This is a genomic window from Bradyrhizobium sp. BR 1432, from assembly GCF_051547705.1.
GTDB lineage: Bacteria > Pseudomonadota > Alphaproteobacteria > Rhizobiales > Xanthobacteraceae > Bradyrhizobium > Bradyrhizobium zhanjiangense.
On the sequence record NZ_JBPUGF010000003.1, the window covers coordinates 1,098,021 to 1,122,604 of the forward strand.

At 60.7% G+C, this 24,584-nt stretch carries 24 protein-coding genes and 5 pseudogenes; 10 read left to right on the forward strand and 19 right to left on the reverse strand.

Features of this window, described 5'->3' with window-relative positions; all coding sequences use genetic code 11:
• Nucleotides 1–267: 267 nt before the first annotated feature.
• The 10 genes and pseudogenes from ACSKB8_RS05330 to ACSKB8_RS05375 all read right to left on the reverse strand — a co-directional run bounded on the left by ACSKB8_RS05330 (nt 268) and on the right by ACSKB8_RS05375 (nt 8,665).
• Nucleotides 268–447: a GSU2403 family nucleotidyltransferase fold protein gene (locus tag ACSKB8_RS05330; RefSeq protein WP_438110412.1), complete on the reverse strand. Its 180-nt coding sequence runs from the start codon at nt 445–447 to the stop codon at nt 268–270.
• The gene (locus tag ACSKB8_RS05335; RefSeq protein WP_438103038.1) at nt 398–1,192 is read right to left on the reverse strand and encodes a GSU2403 family nucleotidyltransferase fold protein; all 795 of its coding nucleotides are present in this window, start codon (nt 1,190–1,192) and stop codon (nt 398–400) included. Before ACSKB8_RS05335 ends, ACSKB8_RS05330 begins: the two co-directional genes overlap by 50 nt.
• A 185-nt stretch (nt 1,193–1,377) precedes the next feature.
• Nucleotides 1,378–2,114, reverse strand: a pseudogene (locus tag ACSKB8_RS05340) (Ku protein); the annotation flags it as partial.
• Between the two features lie 7 nt (nt 2,115–2,121).
• Nucleotides 2,122–3,353: pseudogene (locus ACSKB8_RS05345) on the reverse strand (NAD(P)/FAD-dependent oxidoreductase).
• Nucleotides 3,353–4,589, reverse strand: a pseudogene (locus ACSKB8_RS05350) (pyridoxal phosphate-dependent aminotransferase). Before ACSKB8_RS05350 ends, ACSKB8_RS05345 begins: the two co-directional pseudogenes overlap by 1 nt.
• A 13-nt stretch (nt 4,590–4,602) precedes the next feature.
• Nucleotides 4,603–6,168 carry an L-piperidine-6-carboxylate dehydrogenase gene (gene amaB, locus ACSKB8_RS05355; protein WP_438103040.1) on the reverse strand — a complete coding sequence of 522 codons (1,566 nt, stop codon included), beginning with the start codon at nt 6,166–6,168 and terminating at the stop codon, nt 4,603–4,605.
• 209 nt (nt 6,169–6,377) lie between these two features.
• Nucleotides 6,378–6,857 carry a 2-oxoadipate dioxygenase/decarboxylase family protein gene (locus tag ACSKB8_RS05360; RefSeq protein ID WP_438110414.1) on the reverse strand — a complete coding sequence of 160 codons (480 nt, stop codon included), beginning with the start codon at nt 6,855–6,857 and terminating at the stop codon, nt 6,378–6,380.
• A 3-nt stretch (nt 6,858–6,860) separates the two neighbouring features.
• Nucleotides 6,861–7,019 (reverse strand): annotated as a pseudogene (locus ACSKB8_RS05365) (sigma factor-like helix-turn-helix DNA-binding protein); the annotation flags it as partial.
• 430 nt (nt 7,020–7,449) lie between these two features.
• Nucleotides 7,450–8,214, reverse strand: a complete 765-nt coding sequence (locus ACSKB8_RS05370) for a hypothetical protein (protein WP_438103042.1) — start codon at nt 8,212–8,214, stop codon at nt 7,450–7,452.
• A 205-nt stretch (nt 8,215–8,419) separates the two neighbouring features.
• On the reverse strand, nt 8,420–8,665 hold the full coding sequence (locus ACSKB8_RS05375) for a hypothetical protein (RefSeq protein WP_438103044.1): 246 nt from the start codon (nt 8,663–8,665) through the stop codon (nt 8,420–8,422).
• 788 nt (nt 8,666–9,453) lie between these two features.
• Here ACSKB8_RS05375 and ACSKB8_RS05380 point away from each other — a divergent pair.
• Complete coding sequence (locus tag ACSKB8_RS05380; protein WP_438103046.1) at nt 9,454–9,837, forward strand: hypothetical protein; 384 nt, start codon at nt 9,454–9,456, stop codon at nt 9,835–9,837.
• Nucleotides 9,838–9,903: 66 nt separating this feature from the next.
• Here the strand turns inward: ACSKB8_RS05380 and ACSKB8_RS05385 are convergent, their stop codons facing one another.
• Nucleotides 9,904–10,095, reverse strand: a complete 192-nt coding sequence (locus tag ACSKB8_RS05385) for a CsbD family protein (RefSeq protein WP_438103047.1) — start codon at nt 10,093–10,095, stop codon at nt 9,904–9,906.
• Nucleotides 10,096–10,274: 179 nt separating this feature from the next.
• Between ACSKB8_RS05385 and ACSKB8_RS05390 the strand changes: the two genes are divergently transcribed.
• Nucleotides 10,275–10,823, forward strand: coding sequence for an ABC transporter substrate-binding protein (locus tag ACSKB8_RS05390; protein WP_438110415.1), 549 nt, complete (start codon nt 10,275–10,277; stop codon nt 10,821–10,823).
• Between the two features lie 403 nt (nt 10,824–11,226).
• Here the strand turns inward: ACSKB8_RS05390 and ACSKB8_RS05395 are convergent, their stop codons facing one another.
• The 3 genes and pseudogenes from ACSKB8_RS05395 to ACSKB8_RS05405 all read right to left on the reverse strand — a co-directional run bounded on the left by ACSKB8_RS05395 (nt 11,227) and on the right by ACSKB8_RS05405 (nt 11,921).
• Nucleotides 11,227–11,451: a hypothetical protein gene (locus ACSKB8_RS05395; RefSeq protein ID WP_438103049.1), complete on the reverse strand. Its 225-nt coding sequence runs from the start codon at nt 11,449–11,451 to the stop codon at nt 11,227–11,229.
• Nucleotides 11,448–11,606, reverse strand: a complete 159-nt coding sequence (locus ACSKB8_RS05400) for a hypothetical protein (RefSeq protein ID WP_438103050.1) — start codon at nt 11,604–11,606, stop codon at nt 11,448–11,450. Before ACSKB8_RS05400 ends, ACSKB8_RS05395 begins: the two co-directional genes overlap by 4 nt.
• 131 nt (nt 11,607–11,737) lie before the next feature.
• A pseudogene (locus tag ACSKB8_RS05405) lies at nt 11,738–11,921 on the reverse strand (cold-shock protein).
• Between the two features lie 221 nt (nt 11,922–12,142).
• Between ACSKB8_RS05405 and ACSKB8_RS05410 the strand changes: the two are divergent.
• Both ACSKB8_RS05410 and ACSKB8_RS05415 read left to right on the forward strand, forming a co-directional pair.
• A complete protein-coding gene (locus tag ACSKB8_RS05410) occupies nt 12,143–12,562 on the forward strand; it encodes a CopG family transcriptional regulator (RefSeq protein WP_438103052.1) in 420 nt (139 codons plus the stop codon).
• Between the two features lie 3 nt (nt 12,563–12,565).
• On the forward strand, nt 12,566–13,756 hold the full coding sequence (locus tag ACSKB8_RS05415) for an extracellular catalytic domain type 1 short-chain-length polyhydroxyalkanoate depolymerase (RefSeq protein ID WP_438103054.1): 1,191 nt from the start codon (nt 12,566–12,568) through the stop codon (nt 13,754–13,756).
• Between the two features lie 222 nt (nt 13,757–13,978).
• Here ACSKB8_RS05415 and ACSKB8_RS05420 read toward each other — a convergent pair whose 3' ends face one another.
• The gene (locus tag ACSKB8_RS05420; protein ID WP_438103056.1) at nt 13,979–14,245 is read right to left on the reverse strand and encodes a hypothetical protein; all 267 of its coding nucleotides are present in this window, start codon (nt 14,243–14,245) and stop codon (nt 13,979–13,981) included.
• Nucleotides 14,246–14,552: 307 nt separating this feature from the next.
• On the opposite strand from ACSKB8_RS05420, the gene ACSKB8_RS05425 reads away from it, so the two are divergent.
• From ACSKB8_RS05425 to ACSKB8_RS05445, 5 genes are all read left to right on the forward strand, one after another.
• Nucleotides 14,553–15,065 carry a Phasin protein gene (locus ACSKB8_RS05425; RefSeq protein WP_438103058.1) on the forward strand — a complete coding sequence of 171 codons (513 nt, stop codon included), beginning with the start codon at nt 14,553–14,555 and terminating at the stop codon, nt 15,063–15,065.
• Between the two features lie 393 nt (nt 15,066–15,458).
• Nucleotides 15,459–16,238: an alpha/beta fold hydrolase gene (locus ACSKB8_RS05430; protein WP_438103059.1), complete on the forward strand. Its 780-nt coding sequence runs from the start codon at nt 15,459–15,461 to the stop codon at nt 16,236–16,238.
• Between the two features lie 129 nt (nt 16,239–16,367).
• Nucleotides 16,368–16,700, forward strand: coding sequence for an SDR family NAD(P)-dependent oxidoreductase (locus ACSKB8_RS05435; RefSeq protein WP_438103061.1), 333 nt, complete (start codon nt 16,368–16,370; stop codon nt 16,698–16,700).
• Nucleotides 16,661–17,149, forward strand: coding sequence for an SDR family NAD(P)-dependent oxidoreductase (locus tag ACSKB8_RS05440; RefSeq protein ID WP_438103063.1), 489 nt, complete (start codon nt 16,661–16,663; stop codon nt 17,147–17,149). Before ACSKB8_RS05435 ends, ACSKB8_RS05440 begins: the two co-directional genes overlap by 40 nt.
• A 246-nt stretch (nt 17,150–17,395) precedes the next feature.
• Entirely contained in the window at nt 17,396–17,848 is a 453-nt protein-coding gene (locus tag ACSKB8_RS05445) for a cupin domain-containing protein (RefSeq protein WP_438103065.1), read from the forward strand.
• Nucleotides 17,849–18,347: 499 nt separating this feature from the next.
• Here ACSKB8_RS05445 and ACSKB8_RS05450 read toward each other — a convergent pair whose 3' ends face one another.
• Nucleotides 18,348–19,862, reverse strand: a complete 1,515-nt coding sequence (locus ACSKB8_RS05450; protein ID WP_438103067.1) for an ISNCY family transposase — start codon at nt 19,860–19,862, stop codon at nt 18,348–18,350.
• A 487-nt stretch (nt 19,863–20,349) separates the two neighbouring features.
• On the opposite strand from ACSKB8_RS05450, the gene ACSKB8_RS05455 reads away from it, so the two are divergent.
• Complete coding sequence (locus ACSKB8_RS05455) at nt 20,350–20,499, forward strand: hypothetical protein (RefSeq protein WP_438103069.1); 150 nt, start codon at nt 20,350–20,352, stop codon at nt 20,497–20,499.
• A 921-nt stretch (nt 20,500–21,420) separates the two neighbouring features.
• Here ACSKB8_RS05455 and ACSKB8_RS05460 read toward each other — a convergent pair.
• From ACSKB8_RS05460 to ACSKB8_RS05470, 3 genes are all read right to left on the reverse strand, one after another.
• The gene (locus tag ACSKB8_RS05460; protein ID WP_438103071.1) at nt 21,421–22,572 is read right to left on the reverse strand and encodes a hypothetical protein; all 1,152 of its coding nucleotides are present in this window, start codon (nt 22,570–22,572) and stop codon (nt 21,421–21,423) included.
• A gap of 65 nt (nt 22,573–22,637) precedes the next feature.
• Complete coding sequence (locus tag ACSKB8_RS05465) at nt 22,638–23,171, reverse strand: hypothetical protein (protein WP_438103073.1); 534 nt, start codon at nt 23,169–23,171, stop codon at nt 22,638–22,640.
• 331 nt (nt 23,172–23,502) lie between these two features.
• Nucleotides 23,503–24,243: a class I SAM-dependent methyltransferase gene (locus ACSKB8_RS05470; RefSeq protein WP_438103074.1), complete on the reverse strand. Its 741-nt coding sequence runs from the start codon at nt 24,241–24,243 to the stop codon at nt 23,503–23,505.
• Nucleotides 24,244–24,584: the final 341 nt, after the last annotated feature.

Below are 24,584 nucleotides of genomic sequence, written 5' to 3' on the forward strand. Positions count from 1 at the left end.
AAGCGGATGCAATCGAACGGTATTCAGCGGGAGGCATTGTACGGTGGGTCATACGCGCGATGAGCAGCAGCATGCTAATCATCATCATGGTGCCGCTGATGATCGCGCCGGATATCCCGGAGCCTTTTTTTTTGCCGAGCCTGACTGCTAGGCTCCCGCAGTGCTATCTTTCTTAGCGAAAAGAGGCGCCGCGCTGTCCACCACCTCTTTCGGAAGCATTTTCAATTGCTCTGCGTCGAACGGCAGGTGAGTAAGATAGTTGGCCACCTAAGCGCCCACAGCTTCAGCCTGCGCTGCGTCTCTCTGGCGTTTGAACGGCTCCCTGTCCGTACGACGGGACAACCAAACTTTGTGGGCGGCCCAAACCCTCGGATCTGGAGCCACGATGCGCACAGGTTCACCCTTTTCGTCGATCGCGACCGCCTCGAATGCGGGAGCATTCTGCAGCCAATCGAGTTCCTTCGATTTGCACGGCGGTCAAATCTTCCGGGTCCGAGCCGATCTTGTCTGGAGTTTTCTTCCAAGGTGGGTACTGCACTGGCTTGATCAAATCGACGAGATAGCCGTCCCGGTTTACAGCACGGAACGTCTGCTTGGCGCGTTCGAAGCTGGTGTCCACTCGCTTGAGTACCTTCAGGAGCGATGACTCAGAGACGTCGTCGTCCGCGACGAACGTAAGCCCGCCGCGCGCGTCGTACAGCAGATCGATGTCTTCCGTCGTGGCTAAGCCCGGATCAAGTCTGACGCCGGAAGAGGCCTCATAACCGTAGATCGCGTTCGTCCCGAGAATCCGAATGCCAGAACCTAACATCCCGAAGCCGTCGAGAGCGCGCATGATCCGGGCCCCAATCAACGGTACGCGACCCAAGCCGAGCGCACGATTGACCGCGGCTTGTCGCTCCATCGTATCGCGCAAGTTCTTCAGCCGGTCTTCCGCCGCAGCGCGTTTAGCCTCGAAGTCCGCCTTCATCTTTTCAGTTTCGGGGGAACGCGCGCCGAGCGAGGCTTGCCTCCTTAGGCCCGCTTTGTCGTAGTAGCTCCGGACGAGGTATTCGCGGCCTTTGGACACCACCCAGGTGAGGGAACCCCGATGAGCAGCGTAGGCCTCCTTTGCGTCCCTAAAGGCCTGGAAACGCTGCTGACTGTTGACCACCTCACGCCGCTGGTCGTTGTTAAGCTCTTGGAAGTACATGGTTTCAACACTTCGGTCTGAAGTATAACGCAACCGTTGAAACGATATTTATCATTCAATATCAATAGGTTCAACAGTTTCACTGAAAATAAGACCGAGCCGTTGAAACTTAGAAGTTTTATCTACTTGCGCGAGCTATCCACCTCGCTACCCGCCCTCCATTGAACCACGTGTACCTATCGGTTTCACCTCCGCAATGGCACAATCGCGATCCAACTGGTAGGTCCGCCAACTGGCGATCGTCCAACGAAGGTACCAGATCGACCGCTCCGTTTTCGATTACCCGCAGCAAGTTCGTCGGCTTCTTGCGCGATCGGCATGAGCATCTCCTTCTGGCCGGTCGCCCGCTTCTTCGGCTTCTTGGCCGGCTTAGTTAGTCTTCGCCGGCGCGGCTTCCTGACCCACTCCGCCGGAGCGCCTCCATCAGATCGACCACGTTCCCGCCTTTCGGTCCCCTTGGGGATGACCTTGCCGGCACGCTTCTGATTAATGAGTTTGACCTGCGCGCTTTCCTAGTGATCCTCAAATTTCTCTGGCTCGAAGGTGCCTGCCTTCTGGTTCATAATATGCCTGGCAAAATCCAGCATGTTCTTGGTCACCTTCACGTATTGATCTCGTCGAAATATTCCTGCCGTTGCCCACCTCATAAGGGTACCGCTGCAGTGTGCCGACCAGCCCCTGTCCATTGGCTCCAGCGCGACGATGTGGTCGCGGTTGGTGAGCACCACCCGCCCGATCGCGACCTTGTTCATCTCGCGGATGCCCTCGCGGATCACCGCGAAGGCGTCGTGCCCGACCTTGCCGTCCGGACGCAGGCAGTAGGGCTGAATCAGATATCCGGGGTCGATTAGACCTTGTCCACGAACTCGTCGTCTCGATCGTGCGTCTCGGATTCGAGCGCAACCCCCTCCAGCTCTTCCTTCTGCGGATCAGCGCCGCGCTTCGGTCAGATGAACGAGCTGCGATCCGGTGCGATAGAGCGATTCCCGCGCGGCCCGAAAGCGCGGCTCCTCGAGCGGGGCGACCGGAAGCGGAAGATCTTTTTCCGCGACCTGACCGAGCACGTAGGATGCGAGCACACCGCCGAACACCGTGCCTGGCGCAATGCCGCGGCCGTTATATCCGCTGAAGGCAATGACATTGCGGTCGAGCTTGTGAAAGCGCGGCAGATTGTCCGAGGTCATGCCGATCTGCCGAACCAGCCGGCCTCGAACGCGATGTCGGCGAGCTGTGGAAACAGCTTGCGCAGCGAGCGGATCGCCCAGGCCCGGTGGATCGCCGCACCGCTTCCCGCGAGCGCACCGACGCTGCCGTACACCAGCCGGCCTGCGCGGTCGAAGCGAAATGAATTAAGCACCTGCTTGGTGTCCCAGGCGCCCTGCCGCTCGGGCAGGATCGACGCGCGCGGATTGTCGGACAGCGGCCTGCGACCACTGTCCCCGCGCATAGGCGTCGGTAGCAATGATCACCCAATCCGCGCGCACCGATCCCGATGCCGTGTCAACCTTCCAGCGCGAGCCGCTGTCGCTGGCGGAGAGCACCGCGCTCTCGGTCTCTTCACGCCTGCCGCGAGCGCGACGCGCGCCAGGCCGCGAACATAGGCGAGCGGCTGAATCGTGCCGGCGCGCTTGTCCAGCAAAGCGCCGGTGTAGTCGCCGCCGCCGATCTTGTGCCGCGTCTCTTCGGCGTCGAGCACCTCGACCGGCGCACCGCGCCGCTGCCACTGCTCGGCCCGCGCCCTGATCTCGTCCAGGCCGTTGCGTCCGACCGCGCAATGCAGCGTGCCCGTGCGCTCCGGCTCGCAGGCAATGCCGTACTTCTCGATCAGGTCGAACACCTGCTGCGGCCCGCGGCCGAGCAGATCGATCAGCCGTTCGCCAAAGGTCTGACCGAGCGTCGCCGTGAGGGTATCAGGCATGACCCACATGCCGGCATTGACCAACCCGACACTGCGTCCCGAACCTCCGAAGCCGATTTCGGAAGCTTCCAGCACGGCCACGCGCACGCCGGCCTCGGCGAGATGCAGCGCCGACGACAATCCGGTATATCCGCCGCCGATGACGACGACATCGACGTCGACCTCGCCTGCGAGCGGCACAGTCTGCGGCGCAGGCGGCGCCGTCAGCTTCCACAGTCCGTGCGATGTCGGATCGCCCTGCATCAAGCAAGCTCCATCGGTCCCATCAGGCAAACCGCCTTCGCGATGCCCCGACAGGCCTCCGAAAGTTCGGCGGCCGAGGTGGCGTAGAAAAGCCGGAAGTACGGCACAAGTCCGAATGCCGAGCCCGGCACCACGGCGACGCCGACGCGGCGCAGAAGATATTCGGCGAAATCGGCATCGCTCGCGATACGCCGGCCGTCCGGCGTGGCGCGGCCGATCAAGCCTTCGCAACCCGCAAAGGTGTAGAACGCGCCCTCGGGAACGCGGCTGTCGATGCCGTTCAAGGCGGCCACGACGAGGTCCCGCCGTGCCTGCAACGAGCGGCAGCGCTCTCTGACGATAGCCATCGATCCGTCGAGCGCCGCGAGGGCGGCGGCCTGGCTGATCGAGGACGGACATGACGTCGACTGGCTCTGGACCACGGTCATGGCGCGGATCAGCGCGCGCGGCCCGCCCGCATAGCCGATGCGCCAGCCCGTCATCGCATAGACCTTGGAGACCGCGTTGACGGTGAAGATGCGATCGCGCAAGCCCGGCTCGATCGCGGCCGGTGTCGCGAAACGGAAGTCGTCGTAGACGATGTGCTCGTAGATATCGTCGACCATCAGCCAGACCTGCGGGTGCGCGACCAGCACGTCCAGGATCGGCCGGTCATCGGCGTCGGCATAAGCCGCGCCGGTCGGATTCGACGGCCAGTTGAGCATCACCCACCGGGTCCGCAACGTGATCGCGCGCACTAGATCGTCCGCGACGAGGCGAAAGCCGTTGGCCTCCTGGCACGGGACCAGCACCGGCTTGCCGCCCGCAATCAGCACAATATCGGCGTCGGTCACCCAGTAGGGCGTCGGGATGATGACCTCGTCGCCGGGCTCGAGCGTAGTCATCATGGCGTGGAACAAAACCTGCTTCGCCCCAGCCGCAACCGCTATCTCCTCGGATGCGAAGTCGGGGCCATTGTCGCGCTTGAACTTGGCCCGGATCGACGCCTTCAGTTCCGGCATGCCGTCGAGCACCGTATACTTCGTCGCGCCCGCCTGCATCGCGCGTGCTGCGGCGTCCTTGATGTGGATCTGGCGTGTCGAAGTCGGGCTCGCCGGTGCCGAGCACGATGACGTCCCGCCCCTCGCGCTTCAGCTCCGTCGCAAGCCCGGTGATCTTCAGGATCTCCGAGACGCCGATCGCCGACAGGCGGCACGACGGCCGGAACGACGACGCCGTTGCAACGGGAGCGTTCACGCCTGAACCTTTCTCACACCACGTCGAACTTGACGCCCTGCGCCAGCGGCAAGGTCCGGCCGTAATTGATGGTGTTGGTGGCGCGGCGCATATACGCCTTCCACGCATCGGAGCCGGATTCACGCCCGCCGCCGGTTTCCTTTTCGCCGCCGAATGCGCCGCCAATTTCCGCGCCGGACGGGCCGATATTGACGTTGGCGATGCCGCAATCGGAGCCGCGTGCCGACAGGAAGGCTTCGGCTTCGCGCAGGTCGTTGGTGAAGATCGAGGACGACAGCCCCTGCGGAACCGCGTTGTGCAAATCGAGCACCGCATCGAAATCGCTGTACTTGATCACATAGAGGATCGGCGCGAAGGTCTCGTGCTCGACCGGCCCGGTCTGCGCCGGCATCTCGACCAGCGCCGGACGGACATAGTGGGCCTCGTCGGCGCCCGCGATCGCAACCCGCTCGCCGCCGTGAACCTGCCCGCCCGCGCCCTTCGCGGCCTCCAGCGCGCCCTGCATTGCGCGATAGGCCGCGCTATCGATCAGCGGGCCGACCAGTGTGCCACCGTCGAGGGGATTACCGACCGTCACGGAGGCATAGGCGCGCTTCAGTCGCGGCACGAAGCTGTCATAGACGCTTTCATGGACGAACAGGCGGCGCAGCGTCGTGCAGCGTTGGCCGGCCGTTCCCATCGCCGCAAAGGCGACACCGCGCAGCGTCAGGTCGAGATCGGCGGTGGGCGCGACGATCGCCGCATTGTTGCCGCCAAGCTCGAGAATCGCGCGCGCGAAGCGCTTGGCAAGGCGCGGACCGACCGCACGACCCATCCCCGTCGAGCCGGTGGCCGACACGAGCGGGACCTTCGCATGATCGACCAGCGCTTCGCCGATATCCAGGCCGCCGAACAGCACCGCAGAGAGTCCTTCCGGCGCGCTGCCGCCGTCCTGCCCGAAGCGCGTCAGCGCGCGCTCGAACAGCGCATGGGTCGCAAGCGCGGTCAGCGGCGTCTTCTCCGACGGCTTCCAGACGATGCTGTTGCCGCAGACCAGCGCCAGTGCCGCATTCCATGCCCATACGGCCACCGGGAAATTGAACGCGGAGATGATGCCGGTGACGCCGAGCGGATGCCAGCTTTCCATCATGCGGTGGTCGCCGCGCTCGGTCGCGATCGTCAAGCCGTAGAGTTGGCGCGACAGCCCGACGGCGAAATCGCAGATGTCGATCATCTCCTGAACCTCGCCGAGGCCTTCGGATGTGATCTTACCGACCTCGATCGACACCAGACGGCCGAGTGCCGTCTTGTTGGCACGCAACTCCTCGCCGAGCAGCCGCACGAGCTCGCCGCGCTTCGGCGCCGGCACCAGCCGCCAGGCGCGAAAGGCCGAGTCGGCGCGTTCGATAACCGCATTTGCAACGACGACGCTGGTTTCCTTGACCCCTGCGATGATCTTGCCGGTGACCGGCGAGCGGACCACGAGCGAGCCTTCCGTGTAGCTGCTCCTGTCGACGCCGAGTGTCGAAAGAAGCGTGTCGGCTTCCTTGGCAAGATCAGCGTTGCGGGACTGTGGGTGCGCGGCGGATGTGGCGGACATGGCGGTTTTCCCAAGCTCGGCGTTGATTGAATTGTCGCAGCTGTGCTCTTCATGCGCGCGCGACGCTCCTTTGATCGAACTGAAGTGGTGGTTTCGTCAATCCTTATTCCTCCTCACGCCGTCGACCGGAGTCGCAATTCGGCCACGCCGAGCTCGTTTAGCGCCCGATCGAGCGAGGGTCGCTCGGCCTGCGCATAGAGTGCAGTTCGTCATGAACGGTCGCTCCCAGCGCCGAATGCAGTTCGGTTCGAATCCTCGGCATAGTTCTTCTGCGGGTCGCCGCCGAGTTTGGACTGGAAGAAGTCCTCATACACGATCGGATCGAAGCGAAGATGACCCTTCGCGACCAGTTCATCCACCGACAGCGTCGATGCCGGATTCCTGCGCCGCCCAATGCCCGCGTCCGTTGCGGAATAGCGGAAGAACGCCAGCCCCTGGGCACGCAGCTCGGTGCTTTCATCCGGAAACGCTTCGAACTGCTTCAACAGCTCCACTCCATACTCGCCTGTGTGCGCGCCGCTCGCGCCAAACTGAACTTCGCGACGCACGGATGCAAGCAGTTCGTCGTACAGCCTGCGTCCCTTAGCAGTGAGCGCTGCATCGCGCTGCTCGATCTCGCCGAACCGTGCGGTATGCGTGCCCGCGGTGCAGTCGCCGACATTGTCCTTAAAGATGATCGGCTCTTCCAGCCGCGGCTGGACCTGCCGCTCGTACTCGAAGGCGGTCTCTCCCGACCTCAGCATCTTCCGGACCGTGTTCCGCGACACGTTCAGGTCACAGGCGATCTCCTTGATCGTCTTGCCCTTGATGTGCTCGCGCCGTATCCGCGCAATCGTCTCCACGACCAGCACCCCAGACCACCTGCTTCATTTCAAAGCAGGACGCAACAGCCCAACGTTAGGGGCAATTTTGGACGCCGATCCCCGGCTTAGGGGTCGATATTGCAAGCCGAACAGCCTCGCGGCGCTCCGGTACGCTCATCTGTGTCTACCCGACATCGTTACGCGCTTCTGGCAAACAACGACTTCCGGAACGCCGACGGTTGCTTGGAACTTGTCGGTGCCGGACAATGCCGTATCGTCGTGCCCTCGATATTCCGCGACTACATCAACGGCATCAAATCGCTCGTCGCCCCGCCGAAGTTCAGTCCGGCGCCGCTCTTTCGCGCTCTTTGGAGGCACAGCGGATCACCAACGCAATAATCGCTAACAGGACTTGCGAATAGCGCCGCAGTCGATAGCACAGTCGCTGAGCTTGGGATGCGCGGCCCTGCGTGCCCTATCATCCGTCCTCGCCAGGCGCTGCGGAGTCAGATTGGCGAAGCAATGCCGCAGCGAGCAAGGCGGATAGAGCATAGCCGACGCCGGGCATTATAAGCGCAACCCCGTAGCCAAATCTCGCCGCGACAAACCCGCTCGCTGCGAAGCCCACCAACGCGAATGCCGCCATTGCCGAAGTCAGGAACGTTACATCTGTTCCCGCTTTGCCCGGCCTGGCGAGTCCGAGAAACCAGCTCGTGAATGCAACATGCTGGACGGCGAGCGCCGCGAACACCATCCCAACGCTCGCGACAGCGCTCATGCTTACGCCCAAATAGCGATCGATAATCGATAGCCCTCCAAAACCGATGGCCAGGACAGCGCAGCCCCATAACAAGCCTCGGTGCGGCGCCATTCGCGTGAGGATCGCGCTAGTCAGCGGGGCAATGATCGTATACGTGAATACGTTCGAGAGCGCACCGATCCAGCCGATATCTGCCGCGGCAAAGCCGATATCCACGAGCCGCAACTGCACCGTTGCGAAGGCCACAGCGATTCCGATAACGCCGGGCGCGATCAATGCTGAGGTCGCCCACAGGCGCTTATTGCGTAGGATCGCGAAGACAGACAGGTGCCGCGGCGTGCGCAACCGGTCCTTGCAAAGGAGCGGTTCAGGAATGGCAAACACCCATCCAACGAAAACGGCGAGCATCAGCGCCAACCCCAGCAAAGCCGGACGCCAACCGACAATCTCAATCAATTGGAGGCAGACAGCGCCGCCGATCACGTGTCCGATGACTCGGCCCCAACCCAGCAGCGCGGCCCCGAGCGGCCGCTCGCTGGAAATCGAGGGCGTCCGCCATGTAGCCCAAGGTTGCGATCCGTTGTGTGGCGGCAATGGTCGCAAGCGCGAGAGATACAAGAAAAACCGGCACGAAGTCGGTCTCCGGGTTCAGAAATGCCATCGCTACCAACACAGTGGTACTGGCGACTTAAGTCACCAGTATCCATGAACGTCTCAGCCCGAGACTGTTGAGGCTCCATCGATCCACGACGGGGGCCCAAAGAAAGTTGACGGTGAAGGCAACGAATGCCGTGCTATACAAGCCGACGAGTTCCAGGCTGGCGCCGTTGCCCCGGAGGATCACCGGAATGGTCGAATAGATGAACGCGATCGCCAGGTACTGCTGACTGGCCAACGCAACCATTCCGATACGTGGCATGTAACGACTTTCCATCAACCTCTTCCTCTGCAAGAGCCATCTCGTGTGCGCACCTCGAGCACGGTTGAACAGGCGACGGATCGTTCAGCGCAGCCGGCTGGTGTGCGGCTTCCGGGATATCGAGAAAGGGCTGAGGCCGAAGACAGCTCGTCGTTTAGATCGTTGGTCGCTCACCTTGCGGCGACTTCCGCTTACGCGCCGAGCTGCCGTATTGCTTCAAGAAGCAGTCCTGCCTGGTCCCAACCTCGCGCTATATCATTGTGGCGCTCGCACAATGAGGAACGGGCAAACGCTGTCGCCTCGACTGCGTTTCAGGACCCAGCGTTGGCGGTGATTACGGGACTAACTTCGTGCAGACGCAATTGGCCACAAAGACCTTGTTTGCCGCGGGCCCATGCCGGCCGAAAGCCCGCCGATTGGCTGCGCAGCTAGCGAAAGGCGCAATCCTTGTGGTTCTGCAAGAACGAACTCTAGATCTCATCAAACACTCCGCTGCACCCTCTCCTTTCAGCCGAGCGCCGTGAAACCGGCGTCGGTGACGGTGATACGATTGAAGCAAGCAGCGTGCCGCTTGAAATCGAGGATCTTGAGCGCCTCGTATTGGGTACGCGCGTCAAGTTTGGGACATTCGTCTCAAGCCTGACATTCGCGCTGTCATTCGGCGGCAAGAACCGCGCCAAACCACGCGCAATATCCTGAAGCACGCCCGCGAGTTCGTGCCCGGACGGGAAGCTCCGAAGCTCGCAGCGGCTAAACGGTGGGTGCCTTGGCTGTGCGCTTTCACGGGTGGCCACGTTGGCGAGATGATCCAGATTCGCAAAGAGGACCTCCGGCGCGAAGGCAAGCTCTGGGTGCTTCACGTGACACCCGAGGCGGGGCCGGTGAAGACGGATGAAGCCCGTGATGTCGTGCTCCATCGACAAGTCATCCAGGAAGGCTTCGTGGCGTTCTTTGAGAAGTCGAAAGGCGGCTATCTTTTCATTGATCCAAAGGCCGGCGAGTTAGGCGTGCGCAATGCGGTGAAGACGGCGCGTAACAAGGTCAACGAATTCGTCCGCGAGGCGGTGAAGGATAAGAACGTTGATCCAAGCCACGGTTGGCGGCACCGCTTTAAGACGGTTCCCGCTGCGGGCCATGTCCTCCGAGGAGGAGGTGGCCGACCCGGAGATCTCCCGGTTCCGACCTAGGCAGTCCCATTGGCAAAAAAAATCCGCCCGAAAGGGCGGCTAGTTTTTGATTTTCGCTTCTTCTACCTATTTCTTGAGAGCGTCGGCGGCGTCGCGCGCTGCATCCTTCACATTTCCCGCAGCGTTGTGGGCCGATCCCTTGGCCTTATCGATCTTGCCTTCGGTTTCCATGTCCTTGTCGCCAGCAAGCTTGCCGGCACCTTGTTTGATGGCGCCTTTTACCTTGTCAGCAGCGCCCTTCACATGTTCGCGGTCCATAATCGAGTCCCTTGCTGTCCGGAAGATTAGCCCCGCCTCTGCCTCGGGCGGCGCAAGGCAAGTAAACGGGACATTCTGGCAATCGTTCCAAATGCCTCATCTAGTCAAGCTCGGTCAGCACATCTTCCCCAGAAGCAACCAATTCGAATCTCACTTGTTGTCGCTCGCACAATACCGGGCTGGCCAATATGTATGGGGACTTGACGGCCAAGACGCTGGAGTTCCTGCATCTTGTGCTTCCGAATGCAAAGAAGATTGCAATTCTCACCTCTGACAATCCCACCCACCCGCCGTTGTTTGAAGTTGCGAAGGAGGGCGCGAAGACTATTGGCATTGCTGAAGAGAAGCTCGGCGCCGCAACGCCAGACGACCTTCCAGCCGCGTTCAGTGCCATGAAGTCAGCCGGTTTCGAAGCTGTGTATGTCCTTGCCGACCCGCCCCGTCCTCTCGTGCCGCAGTTGGCACAACAGTTTCGATTGCCCGCAAGATATCAGGTCGACGTCTACGTTCAGCTCGGCGGATTGATGAGCTATGGGCCGGACGTCTTGGACTTGTTCGTCAAAGCCGCCGCCTATGTGGACAAGATATTCAAGGGTGCATCGCCCGCGGATATACCCGTCGAACAACCGAGTGAATTTCACTTCAAGATCAATCTTCGCACTGCAAGAGCCCTAGGCTTGGACGTACCTGAGGCCATGCTGATCCGGGCAGATCAGGTTATTGAATGAGCCTTCAGCTTGTGGCCCGAAGGCGAAGATCGCGATGGCGCCCGGCACATCAGCAGCCGAGGCCAGACCGGACGTGGTGGTGACGCGGCCAAATCGACGCGAATGACCCATAGCTGGCATTTGGTCCCGCAATTAAGCATCCGGGCCGCTCTCCGGGGTGCTAAACGTGCGTCAGAGGATCATCTTTCTTTACGCCGGTGCGGAAATGAGGCGGCGAGCTTTTCTCAGTGTCATGTGTGGCGCGGTGGCATGGCCGCTCGCTGCGGCGGCACAGCAGAACACCAACAGCAAGCGTCTTGCTATCTTCAGTCCAGCCCAACCACGAATACGATCGGAACGGCAGCAATTGCCGATTTAAGGGCGAGGGCTGGTGACGGCCAGATCGTCCCGAAATTGTCCCAGCTCACGGGTGGGTGTTGGTTTTCTGAATAAGCCGCCATGCGACGCGCGATCGTGGAAGGTCTCCGAACTCGGACGAGGCGTAGTCCCGGCCTTCCGGCGTAATGATGTGGACGTCGTAGCAGCCGATCTTGGCAAGCTCCCTGGCCTTCGTAAGGGCCGCTTCGGCGGTCTTCCTCCGGTGCGCCAGCTCGCCGTGCTTGCACATGCCTCTGACGGTGAAACTCATTTCTTCTTCTTTTTGTTCTTTTTCATGGTATCGGCCTGGGCCCGGAATGCCTCGGCCAAGGTCTTCATCTGATTTGCCACAAAGGCGTCAGCAGTGCGTGCGGCTCCCTTTTCGGCCACCTCAGCCTGCTTGCGGATGTCCTTTACAGCTCCCATGGAAGTTTAATTTCGAGGCCACAGTGTTGTTCCGCCCTAGCGGCTTGCTTTTGTTTGGGGTTTGGGGGCCACGTTCATTCGCGGGACATGCCAAACCTCGATATTATCAAGGGATATCCACGCGTCGATTGTCAGCTGACGCGCAGATTTTCCGCGGACATTTTACCCAGGCGCCCCGCTCTCAACTCGTGGCTGATGCAGCACGCCGTCAGCGAGCGCGGTAAAGCCAGCCTTCTTGACCGCACTGATGTTGGGGCCGCCGTCGTCCGGCTGGATGAAGCCATAGCCCTTCGTCGGAACGGGTGAGGCGCCCATTCTCCGGCCGTAGGCAGGTTGGGCTACAGCCAAATTCACCGGCGGGCGTCCCTTTCCCGAGCGTGTTTCGGTCGCGGCAGAGGTCGTTGACCTTCCCCGCATGCGCGATGTCGGAGCTCCGTGGGCGCGGGTCTATCCGCTCCATCCCTTGAAAGACGCCGGGGAGCATCCAAATAACATCCACTAACCATCCAGGGGGATGGTAAAAATGGATGTTAGCTATGGCCGTTAATGTGCACGAGCTACGACCCAAGGCCCCCGACACCGAGAAGATCACAATCAACCTTGGCTACGTCGACCTCGGTCATGTCGATCTCATGGTGCAGGAAGGGTTCTATTCGAACCGGACCGATTTCATCCGGACAGCCATCCGGAACCAGCTCGAGCGCCACGCAGAGGTCGTCAGACAATCCACGGCCCGGAAGAACCTGGACCTCGGGCTGCGCAACTACACTCGCGAAGATCTCGAAGCGGCGCGGCGCGCCGGCGAGATGCTGCAGATCAATGTTTTGGGCTTAGCCACCATCGCCCAGGACGTCACTCCCGAGTTGGCTCGCGCCACAATCGCGTCGATCTCGGTGCTGGGGGCCCTTCACGCCACTCCCGCGGTCAAGACCGCTCTCGCCGACAGAACGAGGTGAACGATGCTGAATCAAGACATAGTCCGCGAGGCAACCCGTCTCACGCGTGCCGGCCAACTGGTCGAGGCCACCGCGCTCCTGCAGCGCATGCTCCAGGGCGCTAGCGCTCCAAGACCGGAGCCTCGCAGCGCCGCTCAGGCTCGGCTCCCGCGCCTCGATCCGCTTACCATCGACGCCACGGCCGACGTCGTCGAGGAGCGGGAAGCTTCGCAGATCTCGCCGGCCCGCTCTGCTCAGGGACGCAGACGCTCCTTACCGCTCGACGGCATGCCGGATTTTTCGGGGCTCCGCCTGCGAAGTTCGATCACGCGCGCTCCTCTGTCCCCATCGGACATCGTGCCCGAGGGCACACGGTTTATCGCCGGTACCTTCAGTAACGCCGCGGGAACCCGGACCTACAAGCTGTTCATCCCAAGCCGCTGTCAGGGACAACGGCTTCCCCTGATCGTCATGCTTCATGGCTGCACCCAGTCGCCGGACGATTTCGCGGCCGGCACCCGGATGAACTTCCTGGCGGAAGAGCAGAATTGCTTCGTGGTCTATCCTGAGCAGCCGAGCGGGGCCAACCATTCGAAGTGCTGGAACTGGTTTCGCACCGGCGACCAGCGCCGCGGCGGGGGCGAGCCCTCCATGATCGCCGGCATTACCCGCGAGATCATGCGCGGCCATGCGATCGATCCGAAGCGCGTATACGTCGCGGGTCTGTCGGCCGGCGGGGCCGCGGCCGCCATCATGGGCGCAACATATAGCGACCTGTACGCGGCCGTTGGTATTCATTCAGGCCTCGCGTGCGGGGCCGCGAGCGATCTTCCCTCCGCGTTCGTCGCCATGCGGCAGGGAGGCGGCTCCAAGGCAATTGCGGATGGCAAAACTTCTGTGCCGACCATCGTTTTCCATGGCGATCGCGACACTACGGTGCATCCAAAGAATGGCGATCAGATTATCGAGCAGTCCGCCGGGGCGATGAGGCCGACAACGAAGGTACTTCGCGGACGCGTACCCCACGGCCATGCCTATACTCGCACCATCCTGATCGACGGGGCCGGTCGGGCGGTCTTCGAACACTGGAACATCGATGGCGCCGGACACGCCTGGTCAGGCGGCAGCCCCGCCGGGTCCTACACTGATCCGCAAGGGCCGGATGCGACGAGGGAAATGCTGCGCTTCTTCCTTGAGCATTCGCTCGGTGACTAGTCTGGCTTCACAGGGCGCTCAGGTTGTCCCCGCGGCCCGTCGCCGAGCTTCGGGATCAGCTTGGCGTCGCCGAAGCCGCCCTCTATCCCCCAGCGCGGCGCGCGCTGCGTGCGGGATGAAGTCACCTTTCAGGCTTTCAACTCGAAAGGAGCCGCAGATTTTTGGAGAGATCTAATACCTTTGAGCGCCCATCCACGAAGCTCGATTGATCGAGGCGACCGCCTAGGCCCGATCCGAAGCCACCCGCCTAACGGCACTGACGATGTCCTCCGGACAAGAGGGCTTCTGCAACATCAGGCTTTCCGGGCACCGGGCGGAGCGCGACGTAATCACCCGGAGTTTGCGATGATCCTCCCGGCAACGTTCGGCGATCTGCGATCCGTCGATGCCTTCGGGCAGCTCGACGTCCGTGATGAGAACGGTCGGCGACCCGCCGCCCGCATCACGCCAACGCCTCTTCAGATGCCGTCTTCCGAAGGTTCGCTTCAAGGAAGTCTCGCTAAAATCAAGGCATGAACGCTTGCGTAGTCGCCGCAACTTAAAGCGGGAGAGCACAACGAGTGGAGGGCTGATTGTTCTCAGACTGACGCCATTGAGCATAGGTCTGAAAGATCGCCAGCTAGGTGTTTGTTTGTTGAGTTGCTACCTAAAATCAAACGTTCACTCCCAGAACGTGCGATTGATCTCTGTTCATGCGGGCCTCCGACAATGCGTGGGTTTGGAACGCCACATCACAAAGCCTGTTGTCCGTTCAGAAATGAGTTGTGGTCGCACCCGCATTTTCTTGGAGCGTCAGATGAGCAAACGAAAACCGGCAACGGCGCCAAAGCGCGCCCGCAATCCGAAAACGGCCGCGCGGGCCCAACGGAACAAGCCGGCCATTATTAAAAGCCCGAAAGAGGATTTTCTTCGCTCTGTTGCGGCAGTCTCGATTAAACCGCCTCTTAAGCTTCATGATGATCCTAAACACGAGGTTCCTATTATTGAGGCTCGGGTGGATGCCTTACCAGATGACCTCAGTCAGAGAATGACGGATAGCGATCCAACGAAAGGCTTTGCTTCAGCGACGGCAAACATGCAGGCGTATCAAGCGAAGCTTCTCGAAATAGCCTGGGCCAACGTGCAATTTGCTTTTGAATTCGGCCTGGGACTTGCGACGATCAGGTCACCAGCTGAATTTTTCGGCGTCATTACGGAGTTTACAAGTAGACGGGTCGATATGTTCGGGCAGCATTCGAAAGAATTGGCGGCATATCCGTTCCGACGCATCAAGCCGCGACGAGAGCTCCCGACTCTCCCGGGACGATAACTGTAAGCCGTACCCGCTGCGGCAAAAGGATGGACGCAAACGCGGAGCACGCACGCGCCGATCACGGTTGCTTCCTTTCGGCTGGGGAGCGCGGCTCACAACGAGGGAGGGGAATCAGCATCGGCCATCGGCCCTTAGCGGGCTCGGAGCCGCCGATGCGAGATACCCGCTATCGCGAGGTTGACAACATGTCCACAACTGAAGCCGTGCTGTTGATCGTTTTGGCCGGACTTGTCGTTCTGATCCTCGGCAACATTGCGTTTCAGGTCGCAGCGGAGCGAAAGAATCCGCCGATCGGCGTCTTTACCGAGTGCGACGGCGTGCGCCTTCACTATATCGAACGGGGCGATGCCGCCGCGCCTTGCGTGGTCCTATTTCACGGGAACGGCACCCATGATTCAGGATCTCGTCCTAAGCGGTTTGGTCAACCGCCTGGCCCACAACTATCGCGTCGTTTGCTTCGACCGGCCAGGATTTGGCTACAGCGACCGTCCGCGCGCGCGCATCTGGACGGCCACAACGCAAGCTTCCTTGTTCGCGAAGGCTCTTGATCAGCTTGGAGTGCGCAACCCCGTGGTGCTCGCCCACTCTTGGGGAACGCTGGTGGCAATCGCGCTGGCACTGCGAAGCGGTTATACCGTGAGTGGGCTCGTGCTTGTGTCCGGCTACTATTTTCCAACCTCTCGGATCGACTTTTGGCTCATGTCAGGTCCGGCACTGCCGCTGCTCGGGGATTTGATGCGCTACACTATCTCACCGATCATATCGTGGGCCATTACACCGAAGCTGATGCGTACGCTGTTCGCGCCGCGTGCCATTCCGCCGAAATTCAAGAACGAATTTCCGATCTCGTTGGCTCTCCGGCCCAAGCAGTTGAGGGCGGCCGCCGAGGAGAGCGCGTTCCTTATTCCAGCTGCCGCACAGTTGCAGCTTCAGTATCGGGACATCCGGTGTCCCGTTAGGATCCTGCATGGACAGGGCGACCGGGTGATCGAGGCCAACCAGTCGCGCCGCCTGCACGAGGCGTTGCCCCGCTCCCTGCTACATCTGGTCGAGGATGCCGGTCACATGGTTACCTATGCTGATACGCCGGGAATAGCGGATGCCGTGACGGCGCTGGCGCCCTGTTGCAATGCGGGCGTCCGGAAGGGCCCGAAGCCGAACAGCACTTAAGCCGTTGAGATCTCGGCTATGCGAGGTTAGGAGACGCTCAGCCGCACTGGCGTCAACCGCCGCTTCTGACCCCAAGGAGACATGACGAGCCAGATGGAAAGGTCACGCCAATGCATCAGGAGAAAGACGATGTCAGATCGATCGATCTTCATTACTGGCGCCAGCTCGGGGATTGGGCTGGCCACGGCAAGTCTCCTCATTGTTGAGGGCTGGAAAGTCGGCCTCTGCGATCTTAACCCAGACCGGATGACCGAAACATTCGGCTCGAAGGCCAACATTTACAAAGCTAGTGTTACGCAGTTTCCGGAAATCAAGGCCGCCATTGAAGACTTTGCTGAAAGCAGTGGCGGCAAACTCGACGCGCTCTTTAACTGCGCGGGTATTCTCGACATGCGCATGTTTGAGCAAACGCCGATCGATAGATGTATGCGATCTGCGACGTCAACATCAAGGGAGTTCTGAATGGTACCGCAGCAGCGCTTCCGTTTCTAAAAAAGAGCAATAAGTCGAAGGTTGTGACGATGAGTTCGATGGCCGCGATGTACGGTATTGCCGAGCAGGCGGTCTACTCGGCTAGCAAGTTCGCTGTGCGGGGCCTCACAGAAGCACTCAATATTGAGTTGGAGACGGAAGGCATCTGGGTTTGCGACGTGATGGTGAGCTACGTTCGCACGCCTATGATCTTGCAAGCCACCCACAAGGCTAAGTCCATGAGTATCCTCGGCGTGAGCGTTGAGGCGGATCAAGTTGCAGCGACCGTAAAAGAGGCGCTCTCGGGCAGAAAAGTTCATTGGTTCGTGACGGAGAACAGCGAGGCGTTCGCCGATCGACTCGCCAGGATGTCCGCTGAAGCACGTCGACAGACTATGCGGAAGATTACAGGATTTGACGGTGCGCCTCCTGTCCAGTGACTACACTAAAGCTTGAAGCATAATTTCGGAATGTCGGTTGTTGGTCCCTTGCTGCTTCTCTCTCGCCGCCCTGACGTCATCTTGCCGGGTGTTATCCGCGACGCCCCCACGCGACCCAATTCGAACTTGGTTCGCAATAACAACTCAAGCCGATCCGAAAATGAGTTTAACCGCCCTCAGTGTCCGAGAGTTCGCTGTATGCTATGGGGCCTTCAAGCTCCGCGACAACATTAGGGAGGAGGTAGGATGAACAAATCCTTTGTCGCTGCCACTTTGATCGCGTTGGCAAGTTCTGCGGCAGCTCAAGATGCGATGCAGGTGGTCAAGCCCGATGGGCTAACGTGGGTAGAACATCCGGTTTTCAGGGGCGCGCAAACCGCCATCCTGATCGGTAACCCAACAAAGGCCGAGACGATCGTTCAGCGGGTGAAATTGCCGCCGAACTTTAAAGTGCCGCCACACACCCATCCTTATGCCGAGGTCGTCACCGTGATGAGTGGCAGCTTTGGGAACGCCATGGGGGAAAAGTTTGATCCCACGAAAGGCGAGATATTGAAGCCGGGCTCCGTCTTCGCACTGCCGGCAAAGCACCCCCATTATGTTTGGACGACAAACGAAGAAACGATGGTCCAAATTGTGTTCACCGGGCCGGGTGGCATCGAGTTCATCGATCCAGACGACGATCCGCGCAAGAAGTAAAAACGAAGCGCCGAAGCATAAAAAGAGGCCATCTCAATCGGTGGCCTCTTTCGTCATTCCGCACAGGCGGGATGTGAGCTATTGGTGTGCGCCGCGCAGAAGGCTATAGCGCGACAATCAGGATGAGAGCGCGTATTGCCGCACGTAAAAGTGCTCCCTCTGGCTCGTCCGCTGCCTCATCTTTTTTGCTCCCGGCTTGAAGCGGAGGCGGCCAGGCGTCTCAATGATTGCCGAAGTGGGCCTAAGATGTGCTGGAGTAACCCCATTGTGGTGGCAGTTCGCCATGAGCTTTGCTGACAGAGGCCGGCCTCAAGGCCGGGCGTGCCAGCAAAGCTCATGGTCGTCCGCGGCCTGATCCGCGCGCAGGGGTCAAGGCTCGCGAAGCGACCCGCGTAGCGGGCTTGGCCTTGACGCCGAGCACGGATCAGGCACTCGGACGCACCGGATGCGAAGATGGTCGCGGTTCGCAGCGCCCGGCTTTTCCTGCGCGAGCCCGGCGTTATTGAGGCGCTACGACGTCGAGGGCGAGCGGCGGCACTTGGGAGGGGCCGAACAGCAGGGCGTTGGCCTGTTCGCTGCGCCAGGTCTTTAGGCGACGCTGTAGCGTGCGCAGAAGTTTTTGGGGATAGACTCCAGGGTATTCTGCCTGCAATCGCGCCAGGAGTTCGCTGCTGGTCCGCCACGGCTCGGCTTCAAACCATTTGCGCAAATCCGGCGTCACTCGAATGAGCGGGTCGGGACGGCGACGGCCTCTTTTTGCTTTGACGATCGGCCGATCTGTCGGCCGGGCGCCGCCCTCCTTCCAGGCGGTTCTCAAGCTCGCCAGGAAAAGGTCGATCGGCTGCGCGATCGCGCCGGGATTCGCGACAGGCTCGGCGTCGGTAAGCGTCGCCAACCGCTCCTGCGTCACTCGGATATCGCGCAACAAGGCGACGGGGTCGAGGCTGACGAAAGTCTCTTGTAAACGGGCGCGAACTTCATCGGACGTGCGCGCGTCGGCGGCTAGCCGTTGATGCGGCGTCGCAGGCGCGCTGTAGGTCTTGTGCACACGGGCGCCGTCGCGCTGCTTGGCGATCAGCTTGAACGACGGTTGGAAGAAGTTCACGAACAGGCGCGCTGAGCGGTAGAGCTGCGCCAGCAGCGTCGCCGCCTCCAAACCCTCGAACCGCCGGTAGCCGACCATCCTGCGCACGACAGCGCCGTTCTTTTGCTCGACGAACGCCTGATCGTTTTTGCGGTACGGCCGGCAGCGCGTGAAAACGATATTGGCCGTGTCGCAGTACGTCTTGAGCGTCTCGTTCATGAAAACGGTGTCATTGTCCGTGTCCAAGCCAAGAAGCGCGAAGGGCAATTGCTTACGCAATTCCGTCAGCACGGTGCTCAGCAGCGTCTGCTCGCGCACGATCAGCGGCGCGCATTCCGTCCAGCCCGTCGCGACGTCAGTGAGGACCAGGGTCTGCACGAAACTGCCGCGCGCCGATGGGCCGCTGTGGGCGACAAGGTCCGCCTCCACGAATCCCGGTGCCGGATCATTCCAATCTGCTGAAGTCCGGATCGGAATGCTGCGTCGCAGGGCGTGCGCGGCCGGTCGCCGGCGCTGGCGACCAAGCCCTTCCCGAATCCGGCCCAACACCCGGTCGATCGTCGCCGCGCTCATCGAAAGCAGCTTGCCGCGGATCTCGGGAGCAAGGTCAAGATGGCTGTGCCGCTCCATCGCCTCGATCAGCATCGGCATCAAGGCTTTCAACCGCTTGCCGCAAACCCGGTCCGACGCTTCCCAGAGGAGTGCGAGCACATTGCGTTCGGCTTCACCGTAAATCCGGCGCCGGGCCCGACGCCCTGTTCGCGACCCATCATGGCCCCGCAGCAGCCGCATCGCATGCTTGCGATGATATCCAGTGATATTGACGAACTCATCCAATATCCGCGCCTTCTCCACGCGATCGCCCGATCGGTAGCGTTCGCCCACAGCTGCCGTCAGTTCCTTCCTAGTCGCCATGCTCAGCCGCCTCATCGTCGCCCCCGCCCGCCCGTTTGGTCGGGGAGCAACTTACATGAGGCAACGGCCTATCATTCGGGAGCTTCTACGCTGACGCAATGCGGAGTCTCACCCTGATCGCCGCCGCGCAGAAGGCGGCGCTTTCCAGTGGGTGCAAGTCCCACCCGGCGAAAACGCTCCAGCCGGAAGCAACCGGAGCAGCTATGGAGGTGACGAAGTGGCTGAAGCCTTCGGATAGCTGTCACGATATACGGTGACAGCGCGCGTGTGCAGGCCGTAACGCGAGTGAACGCTGAGCAAGCCTCGAAAAGGACGATGCACAGGCCGACCTGACGGCCATATCAGGGAAGGCTGACACGACTGGGGCGACGTGAGCGAAGCAATACCTCCAGTCGCTGTGCCGGGGTAGTGGCGACAGCATGTACACAAGGAAAGCGTATTGCTCAGCGGATCGTGCGGTTGGCGCGCAGTCAACTCAGGTCCTGATTGGTCTCGGTTCCGATTGATCTTCCAGTTGCCGCTCGGCCTGCTCGGCAAGGTGATCGTATTCCTCAGCCATCTTGGTCAGCCGGGCTCGGGTAGCCGCGTCTCTGCTGCGTTCTGCTTTGGCACGCGTCTGGGCTGCGCGTTGCAGCCAATGGCTTGGGCCTGAGAGATCGCGCGACATCGGAGCTACGGAGCCACCTCATTTTTACACGACCAAGAGAAGTCTGCGATTCGGGCGTGTTGGCGGCCAATTCGAGGCGATAACCGCAGCGGCTGGAGAACCTGGATTCGGCCCATGTGCTTAGGATGACGTACCGAACGAGGTCGGATTCGCCTCGACATATTCAGCCCACAGCTCTTGCATCATCCTCTTCACGGTCTCCGGATCGTGTCGGTCGCCGGCTCGAGGCTCGCTTTCGAGTTGGCCTAGGTGAAAGCTCCCGGAGAGAGGATTGCCGATGTCAGGAATAAACGCGGCGCCCGTTGGCTTGTGTGTAATGCCTTCAGGCGTGATATTGAATTGGTCTCGACTAACTAAAATGTTGGCCACTGTCGCTGCCACCCTGGGGCGGCCGTTCCCCTTTGGACTACCCAGGTAGAGGCGTTCTCCGCAAGTCGAAGTTCAACGTTCCACCCGATAGCAATGTTCCTGTTGGACGTTCATGTCCGAGGGACTTCCTGCACGGGGCGGTCTTTCCTTAGTTCGCCTCGCACATGATCTTGAGAACGTCATCGGTCAGGTTCGTGCGGCCTTCGTCAGCTGGACAAAGCTTCCGGACTCATGCAGCCCAACCTAGACGCTCAGCATCATCATCGTGCGTTTTGGCCTCTGATCGTGATTTTTGGCCAGATTTTCCAGAATAGCTGATGTTCCGCGCCATAAGAAGGCGGTCGCCTTCGACCATTCTGTATTGTTGGTCAACTCCCTTCTGATTCGCGGCATCTCCCACGGCTCGGTTCGTCACACCTCGATGACTGCTCTTTTCTCGATCACTCCCGTTTCCAAATCACGACTACGGGAGGTCTCGATAAGCTCGCTGTCGGCGCGTTGGAGCCTCCGCACCCGGGTCACCCCCGCGGCTTTTGTCTAGATCCGACCTGCAGCCACGAGGCCGGTGAGGATCACAAGCAACTCAAACAAGAAGTAACTACCGAATATCAGTTCGGCGTCCGGCGCTGTGTCGATATCGCGCGCCTCGGCTTTTCGGGTGAAGCACCCCCCGGTGAGCATTCCACGCGGGCGCTGGTCGCCGGTGCCGATGGGCGTCAAGTATCCCGAGATCAGCTGACTCACGGTACGTTCTGCGAAGTCCCGGTACTTGGCGCCATCAATGGGGCCGAGTGCAGACGCAAGTCGCAAGGATGCTGCGGCAGCGATGGCAGTGGCCGCGGTATCCCTGCTTGTATTCGGAATTGCCGGGTCATCAAAGTCCCAGTACGCAACGAGGTCCGCTGGAACGTGGGCGATCCACCAGTCCAGCACGCGCATGGCATATTCGCGCCACAAAGGCTTCTGCGGACGAACCATGGCCGCATGAGCAGTATAGAGCACCGCCCAACCCTGCGCTCGTCCCCAGGTACTAACATCGCTGTATCCTTTATGCGTATGCGTTCTCAGCACTTTTCCCGTCTGCGGGTCGAGCGTAGACGATTGGATCACCGAACGATCGGGTCGCACATGGATCTCCAAGACCCTTCGCATGTGGGCGTTGGCGACGTCCTCCATGTGCGAGTCACCCAGCTGGTCCGCCGCCCAGTAAAGCAGACCCGTGGCCTGCAGGGAGTCGATGCTGCTTTCGGCTATCCCCACGGCGCTGGCCTCCTCAGCCTCCTGGCCTAACGGGATCAAGCCCAGTCTTGGGTCGAACATCTGCTCCAGAGACCTAGCTGCCGTGAGCGCAGCATCACGTGCCGTTTCATCCCCGAAGAGGATACTTCCAAGCGCCGCACCGTGGTAGAAGCCAAAGCCCTTGAATGCCGTCCGGCGCTCGGCACGAGGCAGCATCCGGGCCAGCGCGGCATGCGCGTCAGATATCGGGAAGCGCTGCGGGTCCGCCAGATGGGCGAGCCAGAGTACGCCAACGAATGCCCCGCCGGTCCAATCGCCATCGGAGGTGAACGTCCATTTTCCATCCTCAGTACGGGCCCAATGCGGTAGGCCAGCTGTGGAAGCATCCCTCGTTTGTGCAATGCGCGCCAGCGTGCGCTCACGCGCGGATAAGAAGTCGCTTCTGGACATGTTTTCTCCCAAGAAGGCCTCTCGGGCCAAGCGACGCCCGATTGTGTAGCGACAGGGTCTTAACGTCAGTCGCCGATGTAGACGTGGCCGCGCTTCTTCGCGAGGTGATAAACGACCACGCTCAGCACCGCGATCACGGATCCATACACGGGAAACATCCAGGCCATCTGCGCATGCTGCAACCACACCAGCAGATAGGGCGACGTCCCGCCAAACAGTGATACCCCGAGCGCATACCCGACAGCGATACCCGTCGTACGCACCGCGCGCGGCATCAGGGTGGTTGCGATAAAGTTGTAGAGAGCCATGTTGAAGCCGACGATCGCACCTCCGAACACCATCACGAAGAAGAACGTGGAAATGCTCTTCTCGGAATAGACCAACGTGAGAAAGAAGCACGCGACGAGCAGCAGGCGCAGCAGCGTGAATGCGCGCGAGGGCCGGATCTTGTCTGCGAAGGCGCCCACGAACGGCGCTGTGACGATCCAGATCACGCCCATGAGTGTCGTAATCCCGTACACCCAGGTGGAGTTCTCCTTGAACGCACCGTTCGCCAAGTTGGGCAAACCGGCATTCCAGGCGTAGTTTGCGATCTGCACCGCTCCGACGACCAGGATGACGGCGAGCAGCGAAAGATCAAGTTCGGTGCTTGACAGCCCGCAAGCCCTGCCGGAACGACCCTGGAATAGGCATCAAAAGGCCCCCCAGATCTGAGAAAGGACAGTCTAAGCTTGCGTCCAAATTGCGTGACGAACCGCGTATTAGCATTACTATTCAGCTTTTTTGAAGCCAGAGCGCGGGGGCAAGCAGGTGCCGCTAGCATGTGCGGCGTTCGTGTTGGTGACTGCTGCTCGTCCATAGCGGCCATCGACCTTGAGGTGGTAGTCAATCGCGAGCCGCCCGAATTATGTGGCATGCGAGGCGCGACTATTAACGCGCCTCTGCATTTCGCGCCGAGACCAGAAGCATCATTGGCCGCTCCAGCTCTTCGGCCAGTTCGGGCAACTGCTCGATCTGTTCGGGCACCGGGGCGAATTCCTCGACCCGGCGCAACTCGAAGCCCACACCGATCAACGTGTTGAGCGTCGTGCCGAGTGTCCGGTGGTACTTCACCACGCCCTTGGCGAACCAATCCGTCCGGCGTTCGCCCTCGACCGAATAGCCATTGACCGGCCAGGTCATGCGACCGTCTTCATCGGCAATCCAATGCGGATGTGCTGCCGCCATGAAGATCGGATGCTCGATCGTGAAGACCAGATCTCCTCCGAGAACCAGCGCGTTTTTGATCATGCGCGCCAAGCGCCCGAAATCTCGAATATAATGAAATGTCAGGGAGCTGTAGACGAAGTCGAAAGCCGCCGCGGGCAGTTCCAGAGTCTCGAGGTCTGCGATCTTGTATTCAATTGCCGGGTCCGAGGAATCGGCCTTGGCGCGCGCGATCATGTTCTGCGAGAGATCGAGTCCGAGCACCGAGGCGGCCCCCTGGATTCTCATCCAGCGCGAAGCCCAGCCGAAGCCACAGCCCAGATCGGCAACGTGTTTGCCGGGCAATTCGGGCAGCATGGCCCGGATCGCCGGCCATTCCGGTGCGCCGTCCAGCCCGAGCACCTGTCGGGGCAATTGGGCGTAGCCAGCGAAGAAATCAGGATTATCGTAGATGTTTTGTGCCATGTTCATCGCCTCCACGAAGGGAGGACGAGGCCCACTTCCAAGCCGAAAGACCTTGTCCGCGAGGGGCGAGGGCAGGGTTGACGATCCGCGTGTTCAGTTTGCGTGAGCGACATCCCGGCACCCCGCCTTGGGGATCGGCCAACGGGGCGACAGTATGAATGTCCTTCTCAACCATGGCCAATATCTCGGCGAATGCTCAGGCGGTGTCAAGCTCGCCGCACTGCCAACTTCAGCCGCCCAACCAGCTGACCTCTGCGTAGGGCTCTGGCTGCACGAGCGCGCTTTTCGATCCGCGAATTCGAATGTCAATCGGCGTCCGAAATTGCATTTCGATTCCAACC

Coding starts and splice junctions, on each gene's coding strand:
- ACSKB8_RS05335 (WP_438103038.1), bottom strand. CDS start 1,192: ATGTACTTCCAAGAGCTTAACAACGACCAGCGGCGTGAGGTGGTCAAC.
- amaB (WP_438103040.1), bottom strand. CDS start 6,168: ATGTCCGCCACATCCGCCGCGCACCCACAGTCCCGCAACGCTGATCTT.
- ACSKB8_RS05375 (WP_438103044.1), bottom strand. CDS start 8,665: ATGGAAAGTCGTTACATGCCACGTATCGGAATGGTTGCGTTGGCCAGT.
- ACSKB8_RS05380 (WP_438103046.1), top strand. CDS start 9,454: ATGATCCAGATTCGCAAAGAGGACCTCCGGCGCGAAGGCAAGCTCTGG.
- ACSKB8_RS05385 (WP_438103047.1), bottom strand. CDS start 10,095: ATGGACCGCGAACATGTGAAGGGCGCTGCTGACAAGGTAAAAGGCGCC.
- ACSKB8_RS05395 (WP_438103049.1), bottom strand. CDS start 11,451: ATGAGTTTCACCGTCAGAGGCATGTGCAAGCACGGCGAGCTGGCGCAC.
- ACSKB8_RS05400 (WP_438103050.1), bottom strand. CDS start 11,606: ATGGGAGCTGTAAAGGACATCCGCAAGCAGGCTGAGGTGGCCGAAAAG.
- ACSKB8_RS05410 (WP_438103052.1), top strand. CDS start 12,143: ATGGCCGTTAATGTGCACGAGCTACGACCCAAGGCCCCCGACACCGAG.
- ACSKB8_RS05415 (WP_438103054.1), top strand. CDS start 12,566: ATGCTGAATCAAGACATAGTCCGCGAGGCAACCCGTCTCACGCGTGCC.
- ACSKB8_RS05425 (WP_438103058.1), top strand. CDS start 14,553: ATGAGCAAACGAAAACCGGCAACGGCGCCAAAGCGCGCCCGCAATCCG.
- ACSKB8_RS05430 (WP_438103059.1), top strand. CDS start 15,459: ATGATTCAGGATCTCGTCCTAAGCGGTTTGGTCAACCGCCTGGCCCAC.
- ACSKB8_RS05435 (WP_438103061.1), top strand. CDS start 16,368: ATGTCAGATCGATCGATCTTCATTACTGGCGCCAGCTCGGGGATTGGG.
- ACSKB8_RS05440 (WP_438103063.1), top strand. CDS start 16,661: ATGTATGCGATCTGCGACGTCAACATCAAGGGAGTTCTGAATGGTACC.
- ACSKB8_RS05445 (WP_438103065.1), top strand. CDS start 17,396: ATGAACAAATCCTTTGTCGCTGCCACTTTGATCGCGTTGGCAAGTTCT.
- ACSKB8_RS05450 (WP_438103067.1), bottom strand. CDS start 19,862: ATGAGGCGGCTGAGCATGGCGACTAGGAAGGAACTGACGGCAGCTGTG.
- ACSKB8_RS05460 (WP_438103071.1), bottom strand. CDS start 22,572: ATGTCCAGAAGCGACTTCTTATCCGCGCGTGAGCGCACGCTGGCGCGC.
- ACSKB8_RS05470 (WP_438103074.1), bottom strand. CDS start 24,243: ATGGCACAAAACATCTACGATAATCCTGATTTCTTCGCTGGCTACGCC.